The following is a 17,915-nucleotide window of genomic DNA, read 5'->3' on the forward strand; positions in this document are numbered from 1 at the left end:
AGCCATTGATGCGGCTCGGGAGGGATTTAAAAGATAATTAATTAATCTTCAAATCGTTTTTCAATACCTAATCTTTTTAATGTCAAAATCAACAGACCCCCAATAAAGGCGACTAACGCGATAAAATAGAGCCCTGCACGGGCAGACTCAAAGGTAGCCTCAGCCCAAACTCGTAAGTTTGGTGCCACAAAACCACCTAAGTTACCCACTGAGTTAATCAACGCAATACCCGATGCAGCTGCGGTGCCGCCTAAGTATGCCGATGGGAAGCTCCAATACAGCGGTTGCATAGCTAAGTGGCCAGCCGCTGCCACACACAGGGCAATAATCGCAATGACTGGAATGCTATCGAATAAACCAGAAACCGCAATGCCCGCAGCCCCTAACATAAAGGTAATAGCGGCCACTTTACGACGTTCTTTGAGACGTTCTGAAATACGTGGAACATAGTAAACGGCAATTGCAGCGCACAGTGGTGGAATGGCGGTAACAAAGCCTACAAGTATGCCGACTTTACTGCCCAACAACGTACCGATTTGGGTTGGTAAGAAGAAATAAATCCCATAGCCACATACTTGAACGGTAAACCAAATCAGACACAGGTAGAGAACGCGCATATCTAATAGCGCACTCAGGGCGCCTTTCGGGCTATGGCCTGCTTTGGCATCTTCTTCCAAGGCTAATTTAGCGGAAAGTGCACTTTTTTCCTCAGCTGTCAGCCACTTGGCTTTTTCAGGGCGGTCATCAAGGTAAAAGAATACCCAAATCCCGACGATAGACGCTAATAAGCCTTCTACGACAAACATTAACTGCCAGCCGTATAAACCGAAGGCAAATGACGTTCCTTCTAACGACAATAATGAGCCGGATAATGGGCCGCCAATGATAAACGCCAGTGGTGCACCAAATAAGAAGTAGCCTGTCACCCGTGCACGGATATTTTGTGGGAACCAGAAGGTTAAATACAGAATAACCCCCGGGAAGAAGCCGGCTTCACTGACACCGAGTAAGAAACGTAGCACAATAAAGGTGGTTTCATCATGGGCAAACATCATGGCGGCAGAGACTAGCCCCCACGTGACCATAATGCGCGATAGCCATACCCGAGCACCAATGCGGTACAACAGAATATTACTTGGCACTTCAAACAGTGCATAGCCGATAAAAAAGATCCCTGCACCAAATGCGTATGCAGCGTCACTTAATCCAGTTGTTAATTGAAACTCTTGTTTTGCAAAACCAATATTTGAACGGTCTAAATAAGCCAATATGAACATTAATACCACCATAGGTATTATTTTTCGTATTGCTTTGCTGGTAGCCGATGATAAATGATCCGTATTGGTGGACATGGTTCACCCCAGTTTTTTGTAAGATAGTAATGTTATCTATTCATTTTTATTATGTGTTTAGCCCGCCGCTGAATAACCAGCAGAGTAGAGTATAGAGCTAATATACTCGTCATACTTCAAGTTGCGGTGTTGTTGACTGCACCATGAATTATTTAGAGTGTAAATAAGTAATTTAAAATGAATAATTCTTGTTATTAATTTCCCTTTTTCATGTTGTTAGAAATGAAATATTGAAAAAGGGAATGATCATTATTTCACGTTAAATTTAGCTAATGCTTCAGGTTTTAACGTTGTACCTGCCCCAGGCGCGGTTGGTGTGGTATAAACACCATCAATGACTTCGACTGGGTCAACAAAGCAATCCAGTGTCCATGGAATAAATTCCAGTAAAGAACAAGCTGGATGTGCCATTACCAGATGCAATTGTGCCTGCATCATATCGCCATGGTGTGGTGTCACGGGTAAATTAAAGGCCATACCTAAGTCAGCAATTTCCCATACCGCCGTTAAACCGCCACAGCGTGTTGCATCAGGCTGTAAATAATCAACGGCACCCGCCAAGACAAATTCTTTGAATGAATCATTGTGATAAAGTAATTCACCTAATGCGATAGGTGTGTCCATATAAGCGGCAAGCTGTTTATGGCTGGCGACATCATCATGCCATAATGGTTCTTCAAACCACTTAATATTAAAATCATTTAAACGGTGGCCATATTGCTTGGCAATACTGATATCCCATTTACCGTTTGCATCGACCATTAGGTCGATATCGTCGCCAATTGCGTTGCGAACTGCTTCAATACGCTGAAGATCTTCGCGTGGGTCGGGTTTGCCAATCTTCATTTTTATTGCTTTGAAACCTTCTTCGAAGATCATTTTTTTACAATCATCGACTAAGTCTTCTTGGCTACGCACCAACCAACCGCAGTCAGTGTTATAGGCGTTAACTTTATTGTGTTTTGAACCGCCAAACAGTTGCCATAGTGGCTGCTCTGCGGCTTTAGCTTTAAGGTCCCAAAGGGCGATATCGATGGCAGAAATCGCCATTTGCATCAAACCACCACGACCTACCCAGATATTGGTTGAGCTGCGAGTGAGTTTTCGATGTAAATAGCGCACTTCTGTTGGGTCTTCGCCGAGTAACATTGGGCCGAAAACATCTTCCATAATAGTGGTGATTAAACGGTCAGTGGTGATGTCGGCATGTGTCCCTGTATGGCCATAACCGACTAACCCACATTCTGTTTTGATCATGACACCCGGCATCCCCCAATGGGTAATGCTGTGAGTTGAGTCACCAATTAGGTCATTAGTGACAGGTACGTGCATGATAAAAGTACTAATTTCTTTTATTTTCATTGTTGTTCCCAGGTGTTGTAAGGTGGTTGAATGCCAATCTAGCAGCGGGAAATGGATTAAACTGTCAAATGATTTACAGATTGTGCCTGTATGGTGCTTTTTACTGATAAATATGAGCTAGATCTCTTTATTCTGTGTGATAGGTTAGGTCATATTTTCAAAATTGGTATAACAGCTTAGTGGGCGAAAATAATGGGTGGCAGGGAATAATAAAAATTTCTATCAGGGTATGGGGTTCAATCTAGAGTCGGTTTAGAATAATTACGGAAACCCAGCGTTATAGTGGATAAAACATGTCTAGACGATTTCTTTTATTGCTTTGTATTTTATTTACGAATTATCTTCCCCAATCTATGGCTTCTGAGACCGTCAACAACACTGACGATTGGCAGTTGGCAGACATCCCACCAAAGCTAGTGCAAACGAAACAGCCTGAAATTATTTTTGCGATGATTGCTGGAGAAATGCGCGCTGTCGCAGAACTTAACGCAGAACACGGTTTTTACGCTTATTCTCCCTCAGGGGATTATTGCGCGATGCAGTTTGGCAATGACTACGCATTTGTAAAAACAATATCGTTTTCTAACCAAAAACCGCGTTATGTCCCTGAAGTAGATAGGCTAAATGACTTACAAAATCCTATTTATGATTATTTGGTCACACACCAAAAAACAGCGGTATATAACTCAACTCAGGGTAATCGTAAGCAAATTGCCTCTTTATGGGAAAACCTGCGCTACCCTGTGTTAGCTCGGATGATTAAAACGGATAAAGCAGGAGAAAAGAGTGCTTGGCTAACCATCCGTATAGGGGATAGGCTGGGTTATGTGCGTTTAGATGATGTCGCATTAGATAAAGGCATTCCAATTTTAACTTATCACCATATTCTCAAAGATAGTGAAAATAAGCATTTCCGTGAAACATCCACGACGACATCGGTAGAAGCATTTCGAGAACAAATGAATTATTTAAAACAGGCGGGTTACCAAACACTTTCGCTTGCGGATGTGGAAGATTATCTGAATAAATCCGCTAACCTACCTGGTAAAGCCGTTGTGCTGACATTTGATGATGGTTTAAAATCAGTTTATCGCTATGCATTACCGATTTTAAGGCATAACCGCCAGCAGGCGACGTTGTTTATTATTTCTTCACGCATCAAAACACAGCCACAAAAATGGTCAGCGCATGACTTGCAATTTATGAATAAGCAAGAAATCAAAGATAGTCGAGACGTTTTTAATATCCAATCTCATACTCACTTTTTACATCGTTTAGATAACCATAATTCACCCATTTTATTTAGCCGGAAAGAACATACGATCATGTTGGATTTTAAACGGTCGATAAGAGTTTTAAGTCGTTTCGAACCTGAGCAGCGTTACCTTGCATATCCATTTGGTGGTTATAACCAATCAGCGATGGGTGCGGCTAAAGATGCGGGGCTACACCTTGCCGTCACGACCATTCAAGGAAAAGTCAAATTGGGGGATAACCCTTTTGCGCTCAAACGTTTGTATGCTTTTCGGACTGACCCATTAGAGAAATTTGCTCAGATGGTGGGTAATAGTGAAAAAAGCGTGATAAATCAAAATATTATTATCGATAGATAATCAATATAGTGAACTAAGCACTGGGTTGTTTGGCTCAGTGCTCATCCGCTTTCTTGCCCGTTCCCATCTCTTTTAAAAACTGCTGTTGGTAAACAAACAATTCTTTTGCGCTAATACAATGATAATCCATCGAAAACTGTTTGGCGGTTTGCTCAATGATCTTAGCAAGGGCAGGGTAATGGCGGTGGTTCCAATTGGGAAATAAATGGTGTGTAAGATGTAAGTTTAACCCGCCTAACCAATAGGTTAGCCAACGAGGCGTGGTTTGCCAATCATAAGTGGTTGAAAACGTGTGAGTATAAAAACCATGTGGCATATTGCCTTCTTTGGGAGGCGTATAAAAAGTTGCTTTCGCCCAATGGGTGCCAAGTATCAATACAACAAATATGAGAGAGGTAAACATTTGGCTAAATAAGTAAGTGAGTAGCAAGGTCCCTAAACTGATATCAGTAATAACAAACGCAGGTATGACTATTGCAACAATCAAATGCAGTAACTTAGCCAATAAAAATGCCCCAATACCACGACGGCCTTGATGGCGCATATGAGGGGCGACGCGCGTCAAATGAAATCTGTCCATCCAATCAAAGAACCAAATCAGTGCAGGGAAAGTCATTGCGGCAATTAATGGCCAATACAGATGCTGAGCTCGCATAAACGGGTACCAGCGCTGATAAGGGGTTTGGCGTAAGACGAAATTTTCTTCGATATCTAAATCATAATGACGAATATTGGTGTGCGCATGGTGAAAAATAATATGCCTGACTCGCCAACATTCAGGGTCTAAACCCAGCGGAATAGTGACCCAAAAATTGAGCCAATAATTGGCTTTGGCCTGTTTAAAAATTGCATTATGGGAAGCATCGTGAACTAAATTAATCGCCAATAACAATGCGAAGCAAATAAATAGAGGGTAAAAAATAAAAAACGCCCAAGACGTATTAACACATAACGCTATGCCGTAGCTGCCTAAGCAGCACAAGATTAAAACCAGACTTTTTAAATAAAAACGTGTGTCAGCGAATCGGTGATCAGCCCGCTGTTGTAAATAGAGTTTGGCCGCCATGTTCAATGCTTTTTGGAACGCTTGGTCATGGCGATGTTGGTAGCCTAACGGCCTTAGCGGCTCAGAAGACATCACTCACCTGTATGGGTTTTCGGCCTATACCGATTAACATTAATAAACTATGCAACCACAGAGCACTGGTAAAAATAACCCAAAATGGGGTTGTCCATTGCCAAATAAATAAAATGCAAATTAATAGCAAGCAAGCGATGAAAAACCAGCTCAACAGGCCAATTTTACGGCCATCTGAAATACCGGATAGTGCCACGGTACCTAAGGCTAATAAGATAAATAAAATTACTTGTTGTTGAGTCGTCCCTTGGTAACCATAGCCATAAATATAGACATAACCAATCACTAGGCTAAATAGGAGGAGCGTTCCCATTACTAATGCGATTTGGTTTACACGAAATAATGGCGTGGGTTTTGCCTTGGGTTGACTGCGGCGTTTAATGATACGCCAAAAAGGTAAATTACTATCAATAAACGGGTTTTCAGATGCGGGAGCCCCTTTGATACCAAAATGGTGCTCAGTTTCAGGCAATTTTGAAAATGTACCAAACAGTTTGTCCCAAAAAATAAAACTGCCCCCAAAATTACGGTTGGAATAATGCCCTTCCTTGACATGATGAACTCGGTGGTGTTGTGGGGTTACCATGAATTTCTCTAACCAACCCAAACGTGGGATCAGCGCACTGTGGTTAAAAAACTGAATGGTGTAGTGCAATATTGAAACGGTGATAAACACCTCTAAGGGGATCCCCATTAGCGCCAGTAACATAAAAAATGGGATTGATGTCAGTGATGAATACCAAGAATTACGCACACCTAATGATAGATTGTAGTGTTCCCCTTGGTGATGTACCACATGAACGGCCCATAAAACACGGTAGGTATGGTGCAAACGGTGTAGCCAGTAAAAACCAAAATCCCAAGCCAAAATCGTAAATACCCACACCAGTACGGTTGGCCAGCTTTCAACGAGGTTGAATGAGTAGTGGGTCACGACAAAGCCGTAACAGAAAATCTCTAACCCTCTGAATAACCATAACATGATATGGCCGGAATTGAGGTTGAATACCAATTCTTGCCAGCTAACGGTGCCTTTTTGTGTTTTAGCGATCACTAAACCTTCTGCGACTACGACCGCTAACATGAAAACAATCGGAAAGGTTAATTCATTCATTAGTGTTTCTCTTTAAGACAAACTTCGCAGTGTGAACAATCACTAATGCCCCACAAGCGGTGAGTGCACCAGTGACCACATCAATAAATAAATGGCGTTTTAACACCAATACAGAGGCACAAATAGCAATGGCCCAAATCACGGCGAGAACCGTGCGAAATTTTTGTTGTGTTGACCATAATGCATTCAGTACGACGAGAGTCAATGAGACATGTAGAGAAGGGAGTAAATTTTGTGGGCTATCAATATCAATCAATGCAGACAAAACCCGCCCAGATAAGGTTGAAAAGTCGTAATCGTGGTACAGCATGGTCGTGGGATACCACAGATAGACCGCCCCAGAAACCAGCGCACAGAGCTGCATGGCATACATGAGTGAGCGAGCTTTTCTTAGAGGGCTGAGAAAATACCCAAGTGGGATAAACAGAAAGAATGAGAGATAAAGCCAGATGGCGTTGGGTGAAAATGGCACGGTATTATCAATCTCACTGGGGGACAAAATATGAGCCTGCCCCGTTACTTGCCCGGTATATTGATAAACAATACCAACGGTTCCCCAGCCGAGCAGGCAATAAATAAAGCGAGTGAATAATTCTTTGCTACTCATTTCGCTTCCTTACGGGTTATGCGTCGCTTTTTAACCGAGAGTGTTTGCATAATAGCAGCTGATGATAATTGCCAATCTAATTGAGCCATATCAACGTGTTGGTTTGAAAAATAGCCTGCCAGTTGTTGTTGGCAATGGGACAGCTCCGTAGGGGAACATTCAGCCTGTAAATATAATGAGTTTCCTTGCTGTGTTAAGCGGAAATCGGCAGTAACAGGTAAGTGATTCACAATAACCCTTGCACAGGGATCGGCGAAAATCGTCACAATTTTGCCGTTATAGCCTGGAAGTTGCAGCAAATCATCACAGCGGCCCTCAATGCGTTCAATCGCCATTTCAGGAGAGCCACAGGGGCAGGCATTTTTTTTCACCACTAACACATCATCCAGTTGATAGCGAACAATAGGCTGTGTTTTACGGGTAAAATCCGTGATAATCGGCGAAAAACGGTCGTTATCAAGCCAATTAGGCTCAATATGCACAAACGCTTCATTTAAGTGCAAAGTACCATGGGAACAAGTACAGCCTAAAAACCCTTCCGTTGCTTGGTAGACTTCCCCGACATTGGGGAAATACTCCTGTAATTTTTGTTTGTCATGAGGCTCTAATACCTCAGCGACAGAAATCACTTTTTGTGTATTTAATTGAATTTTCTGTTGGCTGATGGCATCAGCAATCGCGCATAACACTTGGGCTGGCGCAACGATGATGGAAGGTTGATATTGTTCAAGCGCAGCGAGTTGTAGGTCAAAATCTGCAAAAAGGTCATAAAAACGTAGTGAAATCCAACGGTTATTGACACTTTCATACAGGTTATTATTGGCACGTAAAAACAGTGCAACGCGTTCACCACTAAACAAGCCTTTAGGTAACATTTTAGCTAACATACTGCCAGACCAGACATTTTGTTCTTCTGGGCTAACAACGAACAGACCTCGACGGCCTGAAGTTCCAGAGGATAACCCGACACTGTAGCGCCCCACTTTAGGGGCAAAATCCCGAGATTGCTCACTTTTTTGCGCACATTCTAGAAGTTTTTGACTAGAAAGCCCGGCGGTATTCATTTCATCAAAATTATCCATCATGATTTGCTTATTCATAATGGGGAAATCATGTAACTCTTGATGAATATAAGGCTGAAAATAGGGGCTTTTGGTTAATACATTGCGCTTGAATTGTGCCAAATGCCGTTGTTGATGGGCTTCTAGTTCATCCCGAGTTTTAAATTTTAAACGACGTGCGCGCCAGTAATGCCAGAGCATCGAGAGGATCACAATAAATCCCCTTCATGGCACAGTTGGATAACCACATTGCGTTTATCAATCTCATGCAATTTATTTAGTGTTTCATAATAAGCTTGCTTATCATCCATGATGATATTGGCAATTGCCATAGGGCCGCGTAATTCACGATAATTAGTCGGAGACCAAGCCGCATCGCCTGCGAGCAATATCCAGCCTGAGTTAGTTAGTACACACAAACCAATATGCCCTGCAGCATGCCCAGGGAGAGGGACAATGAGTAACGTTTTCTGCTGATTGACGGCATAGCCTTCGCCTAAAACTTGCAATTCATTGGGTAACGCGACCTTGGGGAAACCTTCATAAAATACAGTACGTTGTTCGAAGTCGTCAGGTAATAGGCCACTGACAAAGGCATTTTTCAATGCAGCAAACCCAGTTAAAGGGCGAGTTTTAGCCCAACCATCCCCTGAACAAATAATGGGTATGATGGGGAAGTCACGTAGCCCTGCGATATGGTCGCCATGAAAATGGGACAAAATTACGCCATTGATATCATTAGGTTTTAGGCCATCACTAGCCAATTGATTGACAAGGGCGTCTTTGCTTTCGAAATACACAGGGGTAACTGTTCGGTATAGCCGCATAATGCCATGGCGCGTATGATCATAAAAATGGGTGGCATAACCGGTATCAAACAGCCAACGTTGGTGCTCATCTTCAATCAGCCATGCTCTTGCTGGGAATTTACAGGATTTAAAACTAGCACCTTTCAAAGCTACACAGCCTGGATGTGTGCAATAACCCACCTCATATTGATGAATAGTTAGCATGGGGTCTCCTGTTGTTTCAGCCATTTTGCAGTTAAATGAACGCCTTGTTGCATGCTATATAAAGGATAGTAACCCAGCTCTTGTTGGGCTTTTTGGTTATCTAATGTCATGGTGAAATAGGCAGCGCCAAGGCTATAGCGTGTCAGTAATGGCTCTTTTCCCGTTAAATAGCCAATGGTCTCTAATAGACAGGCAATAGCATACAGTAAAGTGTAAGGGGCTGAACGAATTTCACAATCTAAGTTAAGTTCACTAAATAGCTGATTTAATGTTTGTTTAAGAGCTTGCGGCTGCTGGTTCGTAATATTATAAATGGCGCCATTGGGGAGTGTTTCTTTGAACGTCGCCAACTGCATGCTGTGAACCACATTTCCCACATAGGTGAGGTCAAAATGGTTATTTCCCCCATTAGGTAAGACCAACTTTCCTTTTCGTGATTTTATTTGAGCAAGCAAACGCGGTAGCAAAACGCGATCATGAGGGCCAAATAAGCCTCGAGGGCGCAAAATAGTGTAACGCGTTGTTGGAAACTGCCTAACACACTGTTCTATCATAGTCTCGGCTAAATATTTTGTTCTAGCGTATTGGTTAGCGAAATGTTTATTAACCGTAGACTCAGGAATATTTTGCTGGTGGGTGAAATTAAAATAGATGGCAGGGGTGGAAATATGGATAAAGCGTGAAACTTTGGCTTCCCCCGCAGCGGTAGCCAATATTTGAGTTGCATAAACGTTTGTTTTCTCAAAATCTTGGCGTTTTCCCCAAGGCGAGGAAAGGGCAGCGCAATGCCAAATAGCATCACAGCCCACCATGAGTATTTTTGCTTCTTGAACGGTAAGTTCAGATAATTCACAGGCAATAAATGTTGCACCTAATTGGCTTAACTGTTCCCCTGCCTGGAGGTTTCGGCCACAAGCGACGACATCAATGCCTCTTTGAAGTAAGTACTCGCTAGCATTACGTCCCAGGCCACTTGTTGCGCCTGTTACCAAGATCTTCATGGCACCAACACCATGGCGCACAACGCTAAACCGGCGGCAGTACCAATCAGCATCGCACTTTGTTGTTCATAGAAACGGCCTGTGATAATCGCTTCGTGCAGTGCTGAAGGAATCGATGCCGCGACTTGGTTCCCGCGGTGACGGTAAATATCAATCAGTTGGTCAGTCGTCACGCCTACACGTTGGCGCATATGTTCTAAAGAAAGGTGACTGGCTTGGTGTGGAATAACGGTACCAATTTGTTTGAGCTGTAAACCCGATTCACTGAAAACCTGTTGCATAAAATCTTCAATCAAAGAAGACGCGAGGCGAAACAGTTTTTTCCCTTGCATATGAAAAAGAAAATCATCGTCAGTCATACCTGAGCGCGGGTTGCATCTTGTGCCACCTGCGCGAATTTCGCAAAAATCGATCCCTGCAGTATAGGTGGTATGGGTGTAAGAAATAATTCCGCTATTTCCATCTCCTTTTTCCACAACAACACAAGCTGCGCCATCACCAAAAATCAGCGATGATTCTTTATCTTGCCAGTCAATACCGCGCGAGGCGATATCTGCAGAAACAATTGCGATGCGTTGGTAAGTACTGGTGGCTAATAACCCAGCCGCGACCTGAAGTGCAGTGATGAAGCTGATGCAACTGGAGTTGACATCAAAGCAGGCAATACCTTGGTTTAAATTCGATTGTTCAAGGATATGCGCAGCTGAACACGGTAGCGCTTGCACTGGGATAGCTGAAGCATTGATTAGCATATCAATACTGCTTGGTGCGATATGGTTCGCATGCAATGCATTTTGAATCGCTAGTGCGGCTAATACTGCTTGTGAATCGGTATGAGTTGCATGGAAGCGGTATTCGATACCTGAATGTTTTTCGACAAACCCTTTTGGTTTATTTAATTTTTCATCCAACATGGATGAGTAAATTTTATGCTCAGGAAGTGCAACTCCAGAAGCAATGATTTTTAGGGGGGTTATTGACTGGTTACCAGACATATCAATATGTGCCTATCTTGCGATGATAATGACAATAAATATCAGAGTTCAAATATTTAATATATAGGAATTACGGAGAGGAATTACGGAATTATTCTTATTCGCTCTCTCTTGAAAATGTTTTATAAACTTCATCAATTAATTCATTGATGGTTTTTTGCCATGATTTAGGCAATGAAGCCTGCCATATCACATCAATACACCATTGGGCTTGTTCACAATGTTGAGCGAGTGTCATTTGAGCTTAAAGTTTCACTTAAGGCATGAAAAAGCCTCATCTGGTAACTTTGGCACATGCCAATAACCAGTAATACATATCTCAGGCAACACCACTATTTTCACGTCTTGTTGTTCGACTTGGGTAATAAAGTTATGAATGCGGCCTAGGTTATAGGTCTTATCATTAGGGCGATGTTGAAACTGAACTGTTGCAGCGTGGAGTAGGGGTTATATTGCATTCTTTTTATCTCCTTAGGTTAAGGAGATAAAAATATGTCGTTCGAACAAAAAATAATGAGTTATTTTTGTATTTTATTATTATAAGTTGTTGAATATAATATTTAACTAACTCGTTACAGGTGTTTTTTTCGGGTAAGTTAACTTAAAAAGATGATTCATAGTTACATTATGCGAAAAAAATCTTTAATTTAGCTTTAATATTCTTATATTATCAACTTTGCTTAAAGGTGCTTGGGTGATTTTATCTTAATAAGTGTCTTTATTTAGTGAATTAGCCATGTAAGTAACCTTTATTCTTAGCATTAAAGGCAAGAAACTAACTTAAGCTATGAGCGCAAAATGTAATAATGATAGGTGTCTTTCTTGTCATTTTGACTATTTATTGGGGAAATTGCGAAGTGAAATGCTTGTATTACTCATTTTGTAATGCCCCAGGCTAATATTATTATGTTTTATTTTTGTTATTTTCCATTTTAACTCTATAAAATTGCAATATACATTTGTGATTTGTTACAATTTGAAATAAATGTAACTTGTTGTTATTTAAAGGTTATTTATGTCATAAATTGTTTTATTCTACTCTAAATATGTGTTAATGAAGGCTATCGACATTTTTTTACTTTAATTATGAGTAACTTGCTCTATTCATGATTAAATAGTAGTAATTTAAAGGGTATTTTAGTTTTTTATATTCTAAACCCTTAATGTGAGTAAGTTAAAATTGCTATTAATCTAATCATAATAAATGATAAAAATAAAAAAAACCATTGTCAGTTGTTTTTTTGAAGTAAACATTAAAAATGTAAAAATTAAATTAATTTATAAAAATAAATACATAAAAATACTTATTAATCAATGAATACCATATTAAATCAACAGTAAATGCCTTTATTTTATTGGAAATTAAATTTACGGCATATTTCCCGATGTTACCATTGGTGATGGTTATTATTTTTTTTGATTTAAAATCAACACCTTGAGATGGTGTAATTCGTTTTATAAAAAATAGTAACTAATATGAACAATGTGATTTTTATCTTATAAGATAATCAAAGCTTAAATAATGAAATATTGATAGGTTTCAATGGCTTTAATTTATTATATTGATCGTTATAAACAGTTTTACTTTTATATATTGAAAACTATAATTAACTCAAATTTCGTGTTTTAATTGGTTCTTGCTATTTTGATTTGGATATATAAGCGGTGTATAATCAGTGCAGTTTATTATGTTAAAGATTTTGATCTGTAATATAATTTAGCCATTTAATATTTTAGGTTATTTTGGGCTATTGTTAATGATAAATGTAAATCGGATAGTAGGCAGAGAGATTAGAAAAAGAAGAAAGCACTTAGGGCTTTCAGGTATTGAATTAGCAAATCTTGTTGGCGTTAGTCAGCAGCAAATTTCCCGCTATGAAAGAGGCGAGTGCAATATTAATATTGAGAATTTGCACGTGCTTGCTAATGCGTTAGAAACTGAAATGATTTGTTTTTTTATCGATGATGTTTTTATCAATAAAGAAAATAATTAATTTAAAAAAATAAGAATAATCTGGTTACAAGATTAAATTAATAAAGTTATATGTTTTTAAATTAATTAATAATTTAAATTAATAAAGGTGTAGTGTTTTTACTTTTATCTAGTAAAAACCTAGATCTTGTATTTTATTTATCATTACACTCTCAGTAAATAAATATCAACTTAATAATTTATTGATTATTAGGTGATTGGTACATCTGTCGTCTTTTTATAGGAAAATATAAATGAAATTAACTAAAATTGCATTAGCTACAATTATCGCTTCTTCATTTGGTATTGCACACGCAGCACCTGTAGATCAAGGAAGTGGCATCATCAACTTTACTGGTAAAGTGATTAATGCACCTTGCTCAATCCCTGGTGATGGTACAATCAACGTTGACCTTGGCCAAGTTGCAAATAAAGTATTGGAAACTGGTAACAAATATAGCCAAAGCGTTCAATACAATATCCAGTTAGAAAACTGTGATTTAGGTGAAGTTAAAGATGCTAGTGATGTAGTTGTCTTCCCTGCGGTTAGCAAAGTTAAAGTAACTTTCACTGGTACTCCAGATACCACAGCAAAAGAATTACTGGCAAATACTGGTACTTCTAAAGGTGTTGGTGTTCGTTTAATCAACGCAGATGGCGCAACAATGAAAGTTGGTGATACCAGCGTTGAGTTGCCATTAGCGGATGGTCCAAATAAATTAGTATTCAGTGCTCGTGTTGAAGCAAATGGTAGCAAAGTTGAAACTGGTAGCATTATTTCTCAAGCAACTTACGCTTTAAACTACCTGTAATTTTTTATTTTAAATAACAGGCATATATTTGCCTGTTATTTTCCTTTTTTTATTTTTTGACAGGGAACATCATGTCTCTATTGCCTCAGTTTAAAATAAATAAAATATTATTTTCAATTGCTTTGGCATTTTCCGTTTCGGGAATAGCGAATGCAGTGGAATTTAATATGAATATTATTGATGCTAAGGACAGAGATAATATTGATTTGAGTCAGTTTTCTAATCCCGATTTTATTCCTGCTGGTGAATATTTAACAGATATTACATTGAATGGTAGAAAGTTATCTGGGCAGTATTTAATTAAATTCATTGAAGAGAGTAAAGATACTTCAACACTCTGTATTACACCAGAGATGGTAAATATTTTTGCATTAAAAAAGAAGGTAAAGGAAGAACTTCTGCAAAATAATAATGGCCAGTGTGTTGAACTATCTAAAAATTTAGATATTACCTATCGCTTTGATAAAGCGAATCAGAATATCTTATTTTCTATCCCTCAAGCTTGGCTTGAATATGATGACCCGTATTGGGTTCCACCTTCCCAATGGGAAAATGGGATTACGGGCGCATTTCTCGACTATAACCTGTTTGTCAATTACTCAGCGCCTAAAAATAACAGTGAAACATTCAGTGGTAGTAGTAACGGTACCGCTGGCGTTAACTTAGGAGCTTGGCGTTTTCGTGCTGACTATCAATATCAATATAATCGTTCTCAAGGTAAAACGAATGAGCGGTTTGATTGGACTCAGTTATACGCTTTTCGTGCTTTACCTCAAATGGGTGCAAAGGTTTTACTTGGTGAGTCTTATTTGAAGACTGACTTATTTGATAGTTTTCGCTTTATAGGGGCGTCTATTTTTAGTGATAACCGGATGCTTCCACCTTCATTACGCGGTTATGCACCTCAGGTTACCGGTATTGCGAAAACGAATGCGATGGTGATTATTTCACAGAATGGGCGTGTGATTAAGCAAGTTAAAGTCGCTCCAGGGCCATTTAATGTTCAAGATATCACTGAAGCGGTACAAGGTACTTTAGATGTAACCATTGAGGAAGAAGATGGTTCAAAAACCACTTATCAAGTGACAGCGGCATCGTTGCCATTTTTAACGCGTCAGGGGCAGCTACTTTATAAATTTACCATGGGGCAATCCGACCCATTTGGTCGCTCACAGAAAATTGATCCTAAGTTTATTGTAGGAGAAGTTTCCTATGGTTTATTTGGTGATACATCCATCTTTGGTGGGTTAATTGCAACGGTAGATAATAACAATTATCAAGCGATGAACTTGGGGATAGGGCAAAACATGAATATGTTTGGTGCTATCTCTGTTGATATCACTCGCACCCATGCAAATTTAGATAATTTTGGATCTTATTCAGGTAATAGCTATCGTTTAAATTATTCTAAACGTTTTGAATCTACTAATTCACAGATAACATTCGCAGGCTATAAATTTTCTGAAAAAGAATTCTTAACGATGCCTCAATACATTGATGCAGCTAACGGTGTGCTTGATTTTAGACGTGACAAAAACGTCTATACCGCGTCTTTTAATCAATACATTAGCCCACTGGATTTAACTGTCTATTTTAATGCTTCTCATCGCCAATTTTGGAATAGTGAATCAACAACAAACTTTGGGATGAGTTTTAGTAAGTTATTTAGTATTGGGCAAATTAAAAATATTTCCGGCACATTATCACTCAATAAAATTAAATATGAAGAGACGGATGATAATCAAATTTATCTATCTTTCTCCGTGCCACTCGAAAATGGCGCTTCAGTGAGTTATGACGCTCAGTATGCAGACAATGACCATAGCTTTGGTCAATCTGTGGGTTATTACAGTGCAAACGAGAATAACAACTATTGGAGTATGCGTGTTGGTGGTGATCAGCACAAACTTGGACGCGCAGAACCAAATATCAGTGGTAGTTATCAATATTCATCACCTTATGGCGTATTAAATGTTAATGCGACTGAAAATGTGAACTCATATCGTGCTGTCGGTGGTAGTTGGTATGGTTCCATGACAGCAACGAAATACGGTGCGGCCATGCACCGCAACGGGACTAACAACGAGCCTCGTGTGATGATTGATAGTGACAATGTTGCAGGGATTTCGATTGATAATGGCGAATCAGTCACAAACCGATTTGGGATTGGTGTAGCGACAAGCTTAAATAGTTTTTCTAATTCAGATGTTTACATTGATATGAATACACTACCTGATGATGTAGATGTCAATGACAACATTATTGGTAAAACCCTGACTGAGGGGTCAATTGGTTATCAGAGAATAAAAGCGAATCAAGGAAAACGTATTTTAGCAATTATCCGTTTGAATAATGGAAATTATCCACCGCTTGGCACCAGTGTGATTGAGTCAAGCACAGGAAGAGAAGTCGGAATTATTGCAGATAGCGGCGTTGCGTATTTAACGGGTGTGGATCCAGAAGAAAGCTACATAGTGAAATGGGCTGCGGGCGCAAACCAATGTAGTTTGAATTTACCTAATATTGCCGAAAAAAATCAGGGTAAAGTCCTGATCCCTTGCCAATAAAGGAATGATGTATGAGTAAAAAGTATGTAGTAGCTTTAGGATTTTCATTAGTTTTTGTCGGCATGCAAGTTGCGTCTGCTGCGATCAATATTGACCGTACACGAATTATTTTTCCAGGCAAAGATAAATCAATAAGTCTGGTTATTAATAATCAAAGTAAAACAATGCCTTATTTAGCTCAATCTTGGATGGAAGATGAAAAAGGGAATAAGGTTTCTGAACCTTTTACGGTTTTACCACCGATGCAACGTGTTGAGCCTAATGCTAAAAACCAAATAAAAATTATTAAAACGGAGGGAATTGATGCTCTTCCACAAGATAGAGAATCGCTGTTCTATTTAAATGTGCGCGAAATCCCCCCTGTTGCAGATAAAGAAAATGTTGTTCAGATTGCGATTCAAAGCCGTCTAAAAATGTTTTATCGGCCACCTCAAATCGAAAATAATAGCGACAAAGTATGGGCTAAAGAGCTGAAATATACGCATACAGGTGGACAATTATTAATTGAAAACCCAACTAAATATTACGTGACTCTGGGTTACCTTAGTAACAACAACCAGAAAAATTTCCCTGGTTTTGAAAGTGTGATGATTGCTCCGCTTTCTAAGGAAAGTGTCTCCGTGCCGACAAGCGGTTTTAATCAATTATATACCGGCTATATGGATGATTACGGTGGGATGAAAATGTTGACTTACCAATGCGCTGCGTCGACCTGCCAGCTGTCAAAAGAGAGCCAATAGGATTTTAGATATGAGAAATTGCTACTTTTCAATATGTCTTTTCATGCTATCTCTATGTGGAAGCCAAAGCTATGCAGATAGTAGCATGATGAGAGGTGATCTTAATTTTACAGGGAATGTAGTGGCATTGCCTTGTAAAATTTCATTTTACTCTATAGATCAAAATATTGAATTAGGCCCAATATCTCTGAATTATTTTAATGAAATTGGGGATAGAAGCCCTAAGCATGAAATCAAATTAAAATTTGATGACTGCATTTTCCCAAAACGCGATCGCGATGATAGGGATCCAGTTGTCAGGATCATGTTTATTTCAGAGCCAACTGCAAGTACAGACCGCAATTTATTTGGTGGTAAAACCATTCTAAATGGCTACGGCATTCGCTTAATGGATAAAGATAGCAATATTGTTCCTAATGGCGAATATCGTAGTTATCCAATCTATTTTGATGATAACCAGCAAATTACGATTTATTCCATGCTAGAGAGTTATCTACCCAGAAATGAATTAACAGTGGGTAATATTAAAACGCAAATTACCTTAAATATTACTTACCTATAAGGTGTA

Annotated in this window: 16 protein-coding genes and 1 pseudogene; 6 read left to right on the top strand and 11 right to left on the bottom strand. The window is 39.4% G+C overall.

From position 1 onward, the window contains the following. Positions 1–41 precede the first annotated feature (41 nt). Both PR800_RS04590 and PR800_RS04595 read right to left on the bottom strand, forming a co-directional pair. A complete protein-coding gene (locus PR800_RS04590) occupies positions 42–1,352 on the bottom strand; it encodes an MFS transporter (protein ID WP_102138054.1) in 1,311 nt (436 codons plus the stop codon). 249 nt (positions 1,353–1,601) lie between these two features. Then, positions 1,602–2,714 carry a mandelate racemase/muconate lactonizing enzyme family protein gene (locus PR800_RS04595; RefSeq protein WP_102138053.1) on the bottom strand — a complete coding sequence of 371 codons (1,113 nt, stop codon included), beginning with the start codon at positions 2,712–2,714 and terminating at the stop codon, positions 1,602–1,604. Positions 2,715–3,007: 293 nt separating this feature from the next. Between PR800_RS04595 and PR800_RS04600 the strand changes: the two genes are divergently transcribed. Then, positions 3,008–4,327 (top strand): polysaccharide deacetylase family protein, encoded by a 1,320-nt coding sequence (locus PR800_RS04600; protein ID WP_166264210.1) that lies wholly within the window; start codon positions 3,008–3,010, stop codon positions 4,325–4,327. Between the two features lie 34 nt (positions 4,328–4,361). On the opposite strand, the gene PR800_RS04605 is transcribed toward PR800_RS04600, so the two are convergent. The 9 genes and pseudogenes from PR800_RS04605 to PR800_RS19625 all read right to left on the bottom strand — a co-directional run. Beyond that, the gene (locus tag PR800_RS04605) at positions 4,362–5,465 is read right to left on the bottom strand and encodes a fatty acid desaturase family protein (RefSeq protein ID WP_272530302.1); all 1,104 of its coding nucleotides are present in this window, start codon (positions 5,463–5,465) and stop codon (positions 4,362–4,364) included. Next, positions 5,455–6,579, bottom strand: a complete 1,125-nt coding sequence (locus tag PR800_RS04610) for a sterol desaturase family protein (RefSeq protein ID WP_272530303.1) — start codon at positions 6,577–6,579, stop codon at positions 5,455–5,457. The genes PR800_RS04605 and PR800_RS04610 overlap by 11 nt, the downstream gene beginning before the upstream one ends. Beyond that, positions 6,572–7,186: a phosphatase PAP2 family protein gene (locus tag PR800_RS04615; protein ID WP_272530304.1), complete on the bottom strand. Its 615-nt coding sequence runs from the start codon at positions 7,184–7,186 to the stop codon at positions 6,572–6,574. Before PR800_RS04615 ends, PR800_RS04610 begins: the two co-directional genes overlap by 8 nt. Continuing rightward, positions 7,183–8,463: a F390 synthetase-related protein gene (locus PR800_RS04620; RefSeq protein WP_272530332.1), complete on the bottom strand. Its 1,281-nt coding sequence runs from the start codon at positions 8,461–8,463 to the stop codon at positions 7,183–7,185. Before PR800_RS04620 ends, PR800_RS04615 begins: the two co-directional genes overlap by 4 nt. Further along, positions 8,457–9,260 carry an MBL fold metallo-hydrolase gene (locus tag PR800_RS04625; RefSeq protein ID WP_210848238.1) on the bottom strand — a complete coding sequence of 268 codons (804 nt, stop codon included), beginning with the start codon at positions 9,258–9,260 and terminating at the stop codon, positions 8,457–8,459. The genes PR800_RS04620 and PR800_RS04625 overlap by 7 nt, the downstream gene beginning before the upstream one ends. Next, positions 9,254–10,261, bottom strand: a complete 1,008-nt coding sequence (locus PR800_RS04630) for an NAD-dependent epimerase/dehydratase family protein (RefSeq protein WP_272530305.1) — start codon at positions 10,259–10,261, stop codon at positions 9,254–9,256. The genes PR800_RS04625 and PR800_RS04630 overlap by 7 nt, the downstream gene beginning before the upstream one ends. After that, positions 10,258–11,256: a 3-oxoacyl-[acyl-carrier-protein] synthase III C-terminal domain-containing protein gene (locus PR800_RS04635; RefSeq protein WP_102138045.1), complete on the bottom strand. Its 999-nt coding sequence runs from the start codon at positions 11,254–11,256 to the stop codon at positions 10,258–10,260. The genes PR800_RS04630 and PR800_RS04635 overlap by 4 nt, the downstream gene beginning before the upstream one ends. A 97-nt stretch (positions 11,257–11,353) precedes the next feature. Further along, the gene (locus PR800_RS04640) at positions 11,354–11,494 is read right to left on the bottom strand and encodes a hypothetical protein (RefSeq protein ID WP_272530306.1); all 141 of its coding nucleotides are present in this window, start codon (positions 11,492–11,494) and stop codon (positions 11,354–11,356) included. A 44-nt stretch (positions 11,495–11,538) separates the two neighbouring features. Next, positions 11,539–11,703 (bottom strand): annotated as a pseudogene (locus PR800_RS19625) (nitrilase-related carbon-nitrogen hydrolase); the annotation flags it as partial. A 1,310-nt stretch (positions 11,704–13,013) separates the two neighbouring features. Between PR800_RS19625 and PR800_RS04650 the strand changes: the two are divergent. The 5 genes from PR800_RS04650 (at position 13,014) to PR800_RS04670 (ending at position 17,909) form a co-directional block, all read left to right on the top strand. Beyond that, positions 13,014–13,250 (top strand): helix-turn-helix domain-containing protein, encoded by a 237-nt coding sequence (locus PR800_RS04650; RefSeq protein ID WP_004907928.1) that lies wholly within the window; start codon positions 13,014–13,016, stop codon positions 13,248–13,250. A gap of 232 nt (positions 13,251–13,482) precedes the next feature. Next, positions 13,483–14,040 (top strand): fimbrial protein, encoded by a 558-nt coding sequence (locus PR800_RS04655; protein WP_195697789.1) that lies wholly within the window; start codon positions 13,483–13,485, stop codon positions 14,038–14,040. 71 nt (positions 14,041–14,111) lie between these two features. After that, positions 14,112–16,607, top strand: coding sequence for a fimbria/pilus outer membrane usher protein (locus tag PR800_RS04660; protein WP_166264218.1), 2,496 nt, complete (start codon positions 14,112–14,114; stop codon positions 16,605–16,607). A gap of 11 nt (positions 16,608–16,618) precedes the next feature. Then, positions 16,619–17,347, top strand: a complete 729-nt coding sequence (locus PR800_RS04665; protein WP_102138041.1) for a fimbrial biogenesis chaperone — start codon at positions 16,619–16,621, stop codon at positions 17,345–17,347. An 85-nt stretch (positions 17,348–17,432) separates the two neighbouring features. Beyond that, positions 17,433–17,909, top strand: coding sequence for a fimbrial protein (locus PR800_RS04670; RefSeq protein ID WP_229597484.1), 477 nt, complete (start codon positions 17,433–17,435; stop codon positions 17,907–17,909). Positions 17,910–17,915 lie beyond the last annotated feature (6 nt).

Source organism: Providencia sp. PROV205 (assembly GCF_028479505.1).
GTDB classification, from domain to species: domain Bacteria; phylum Pseudomonadota; class Gammaproteobacteria; order Enterobacterales; family Enterobacteriaceae; genus Providencia; species Providencia huaxiensis.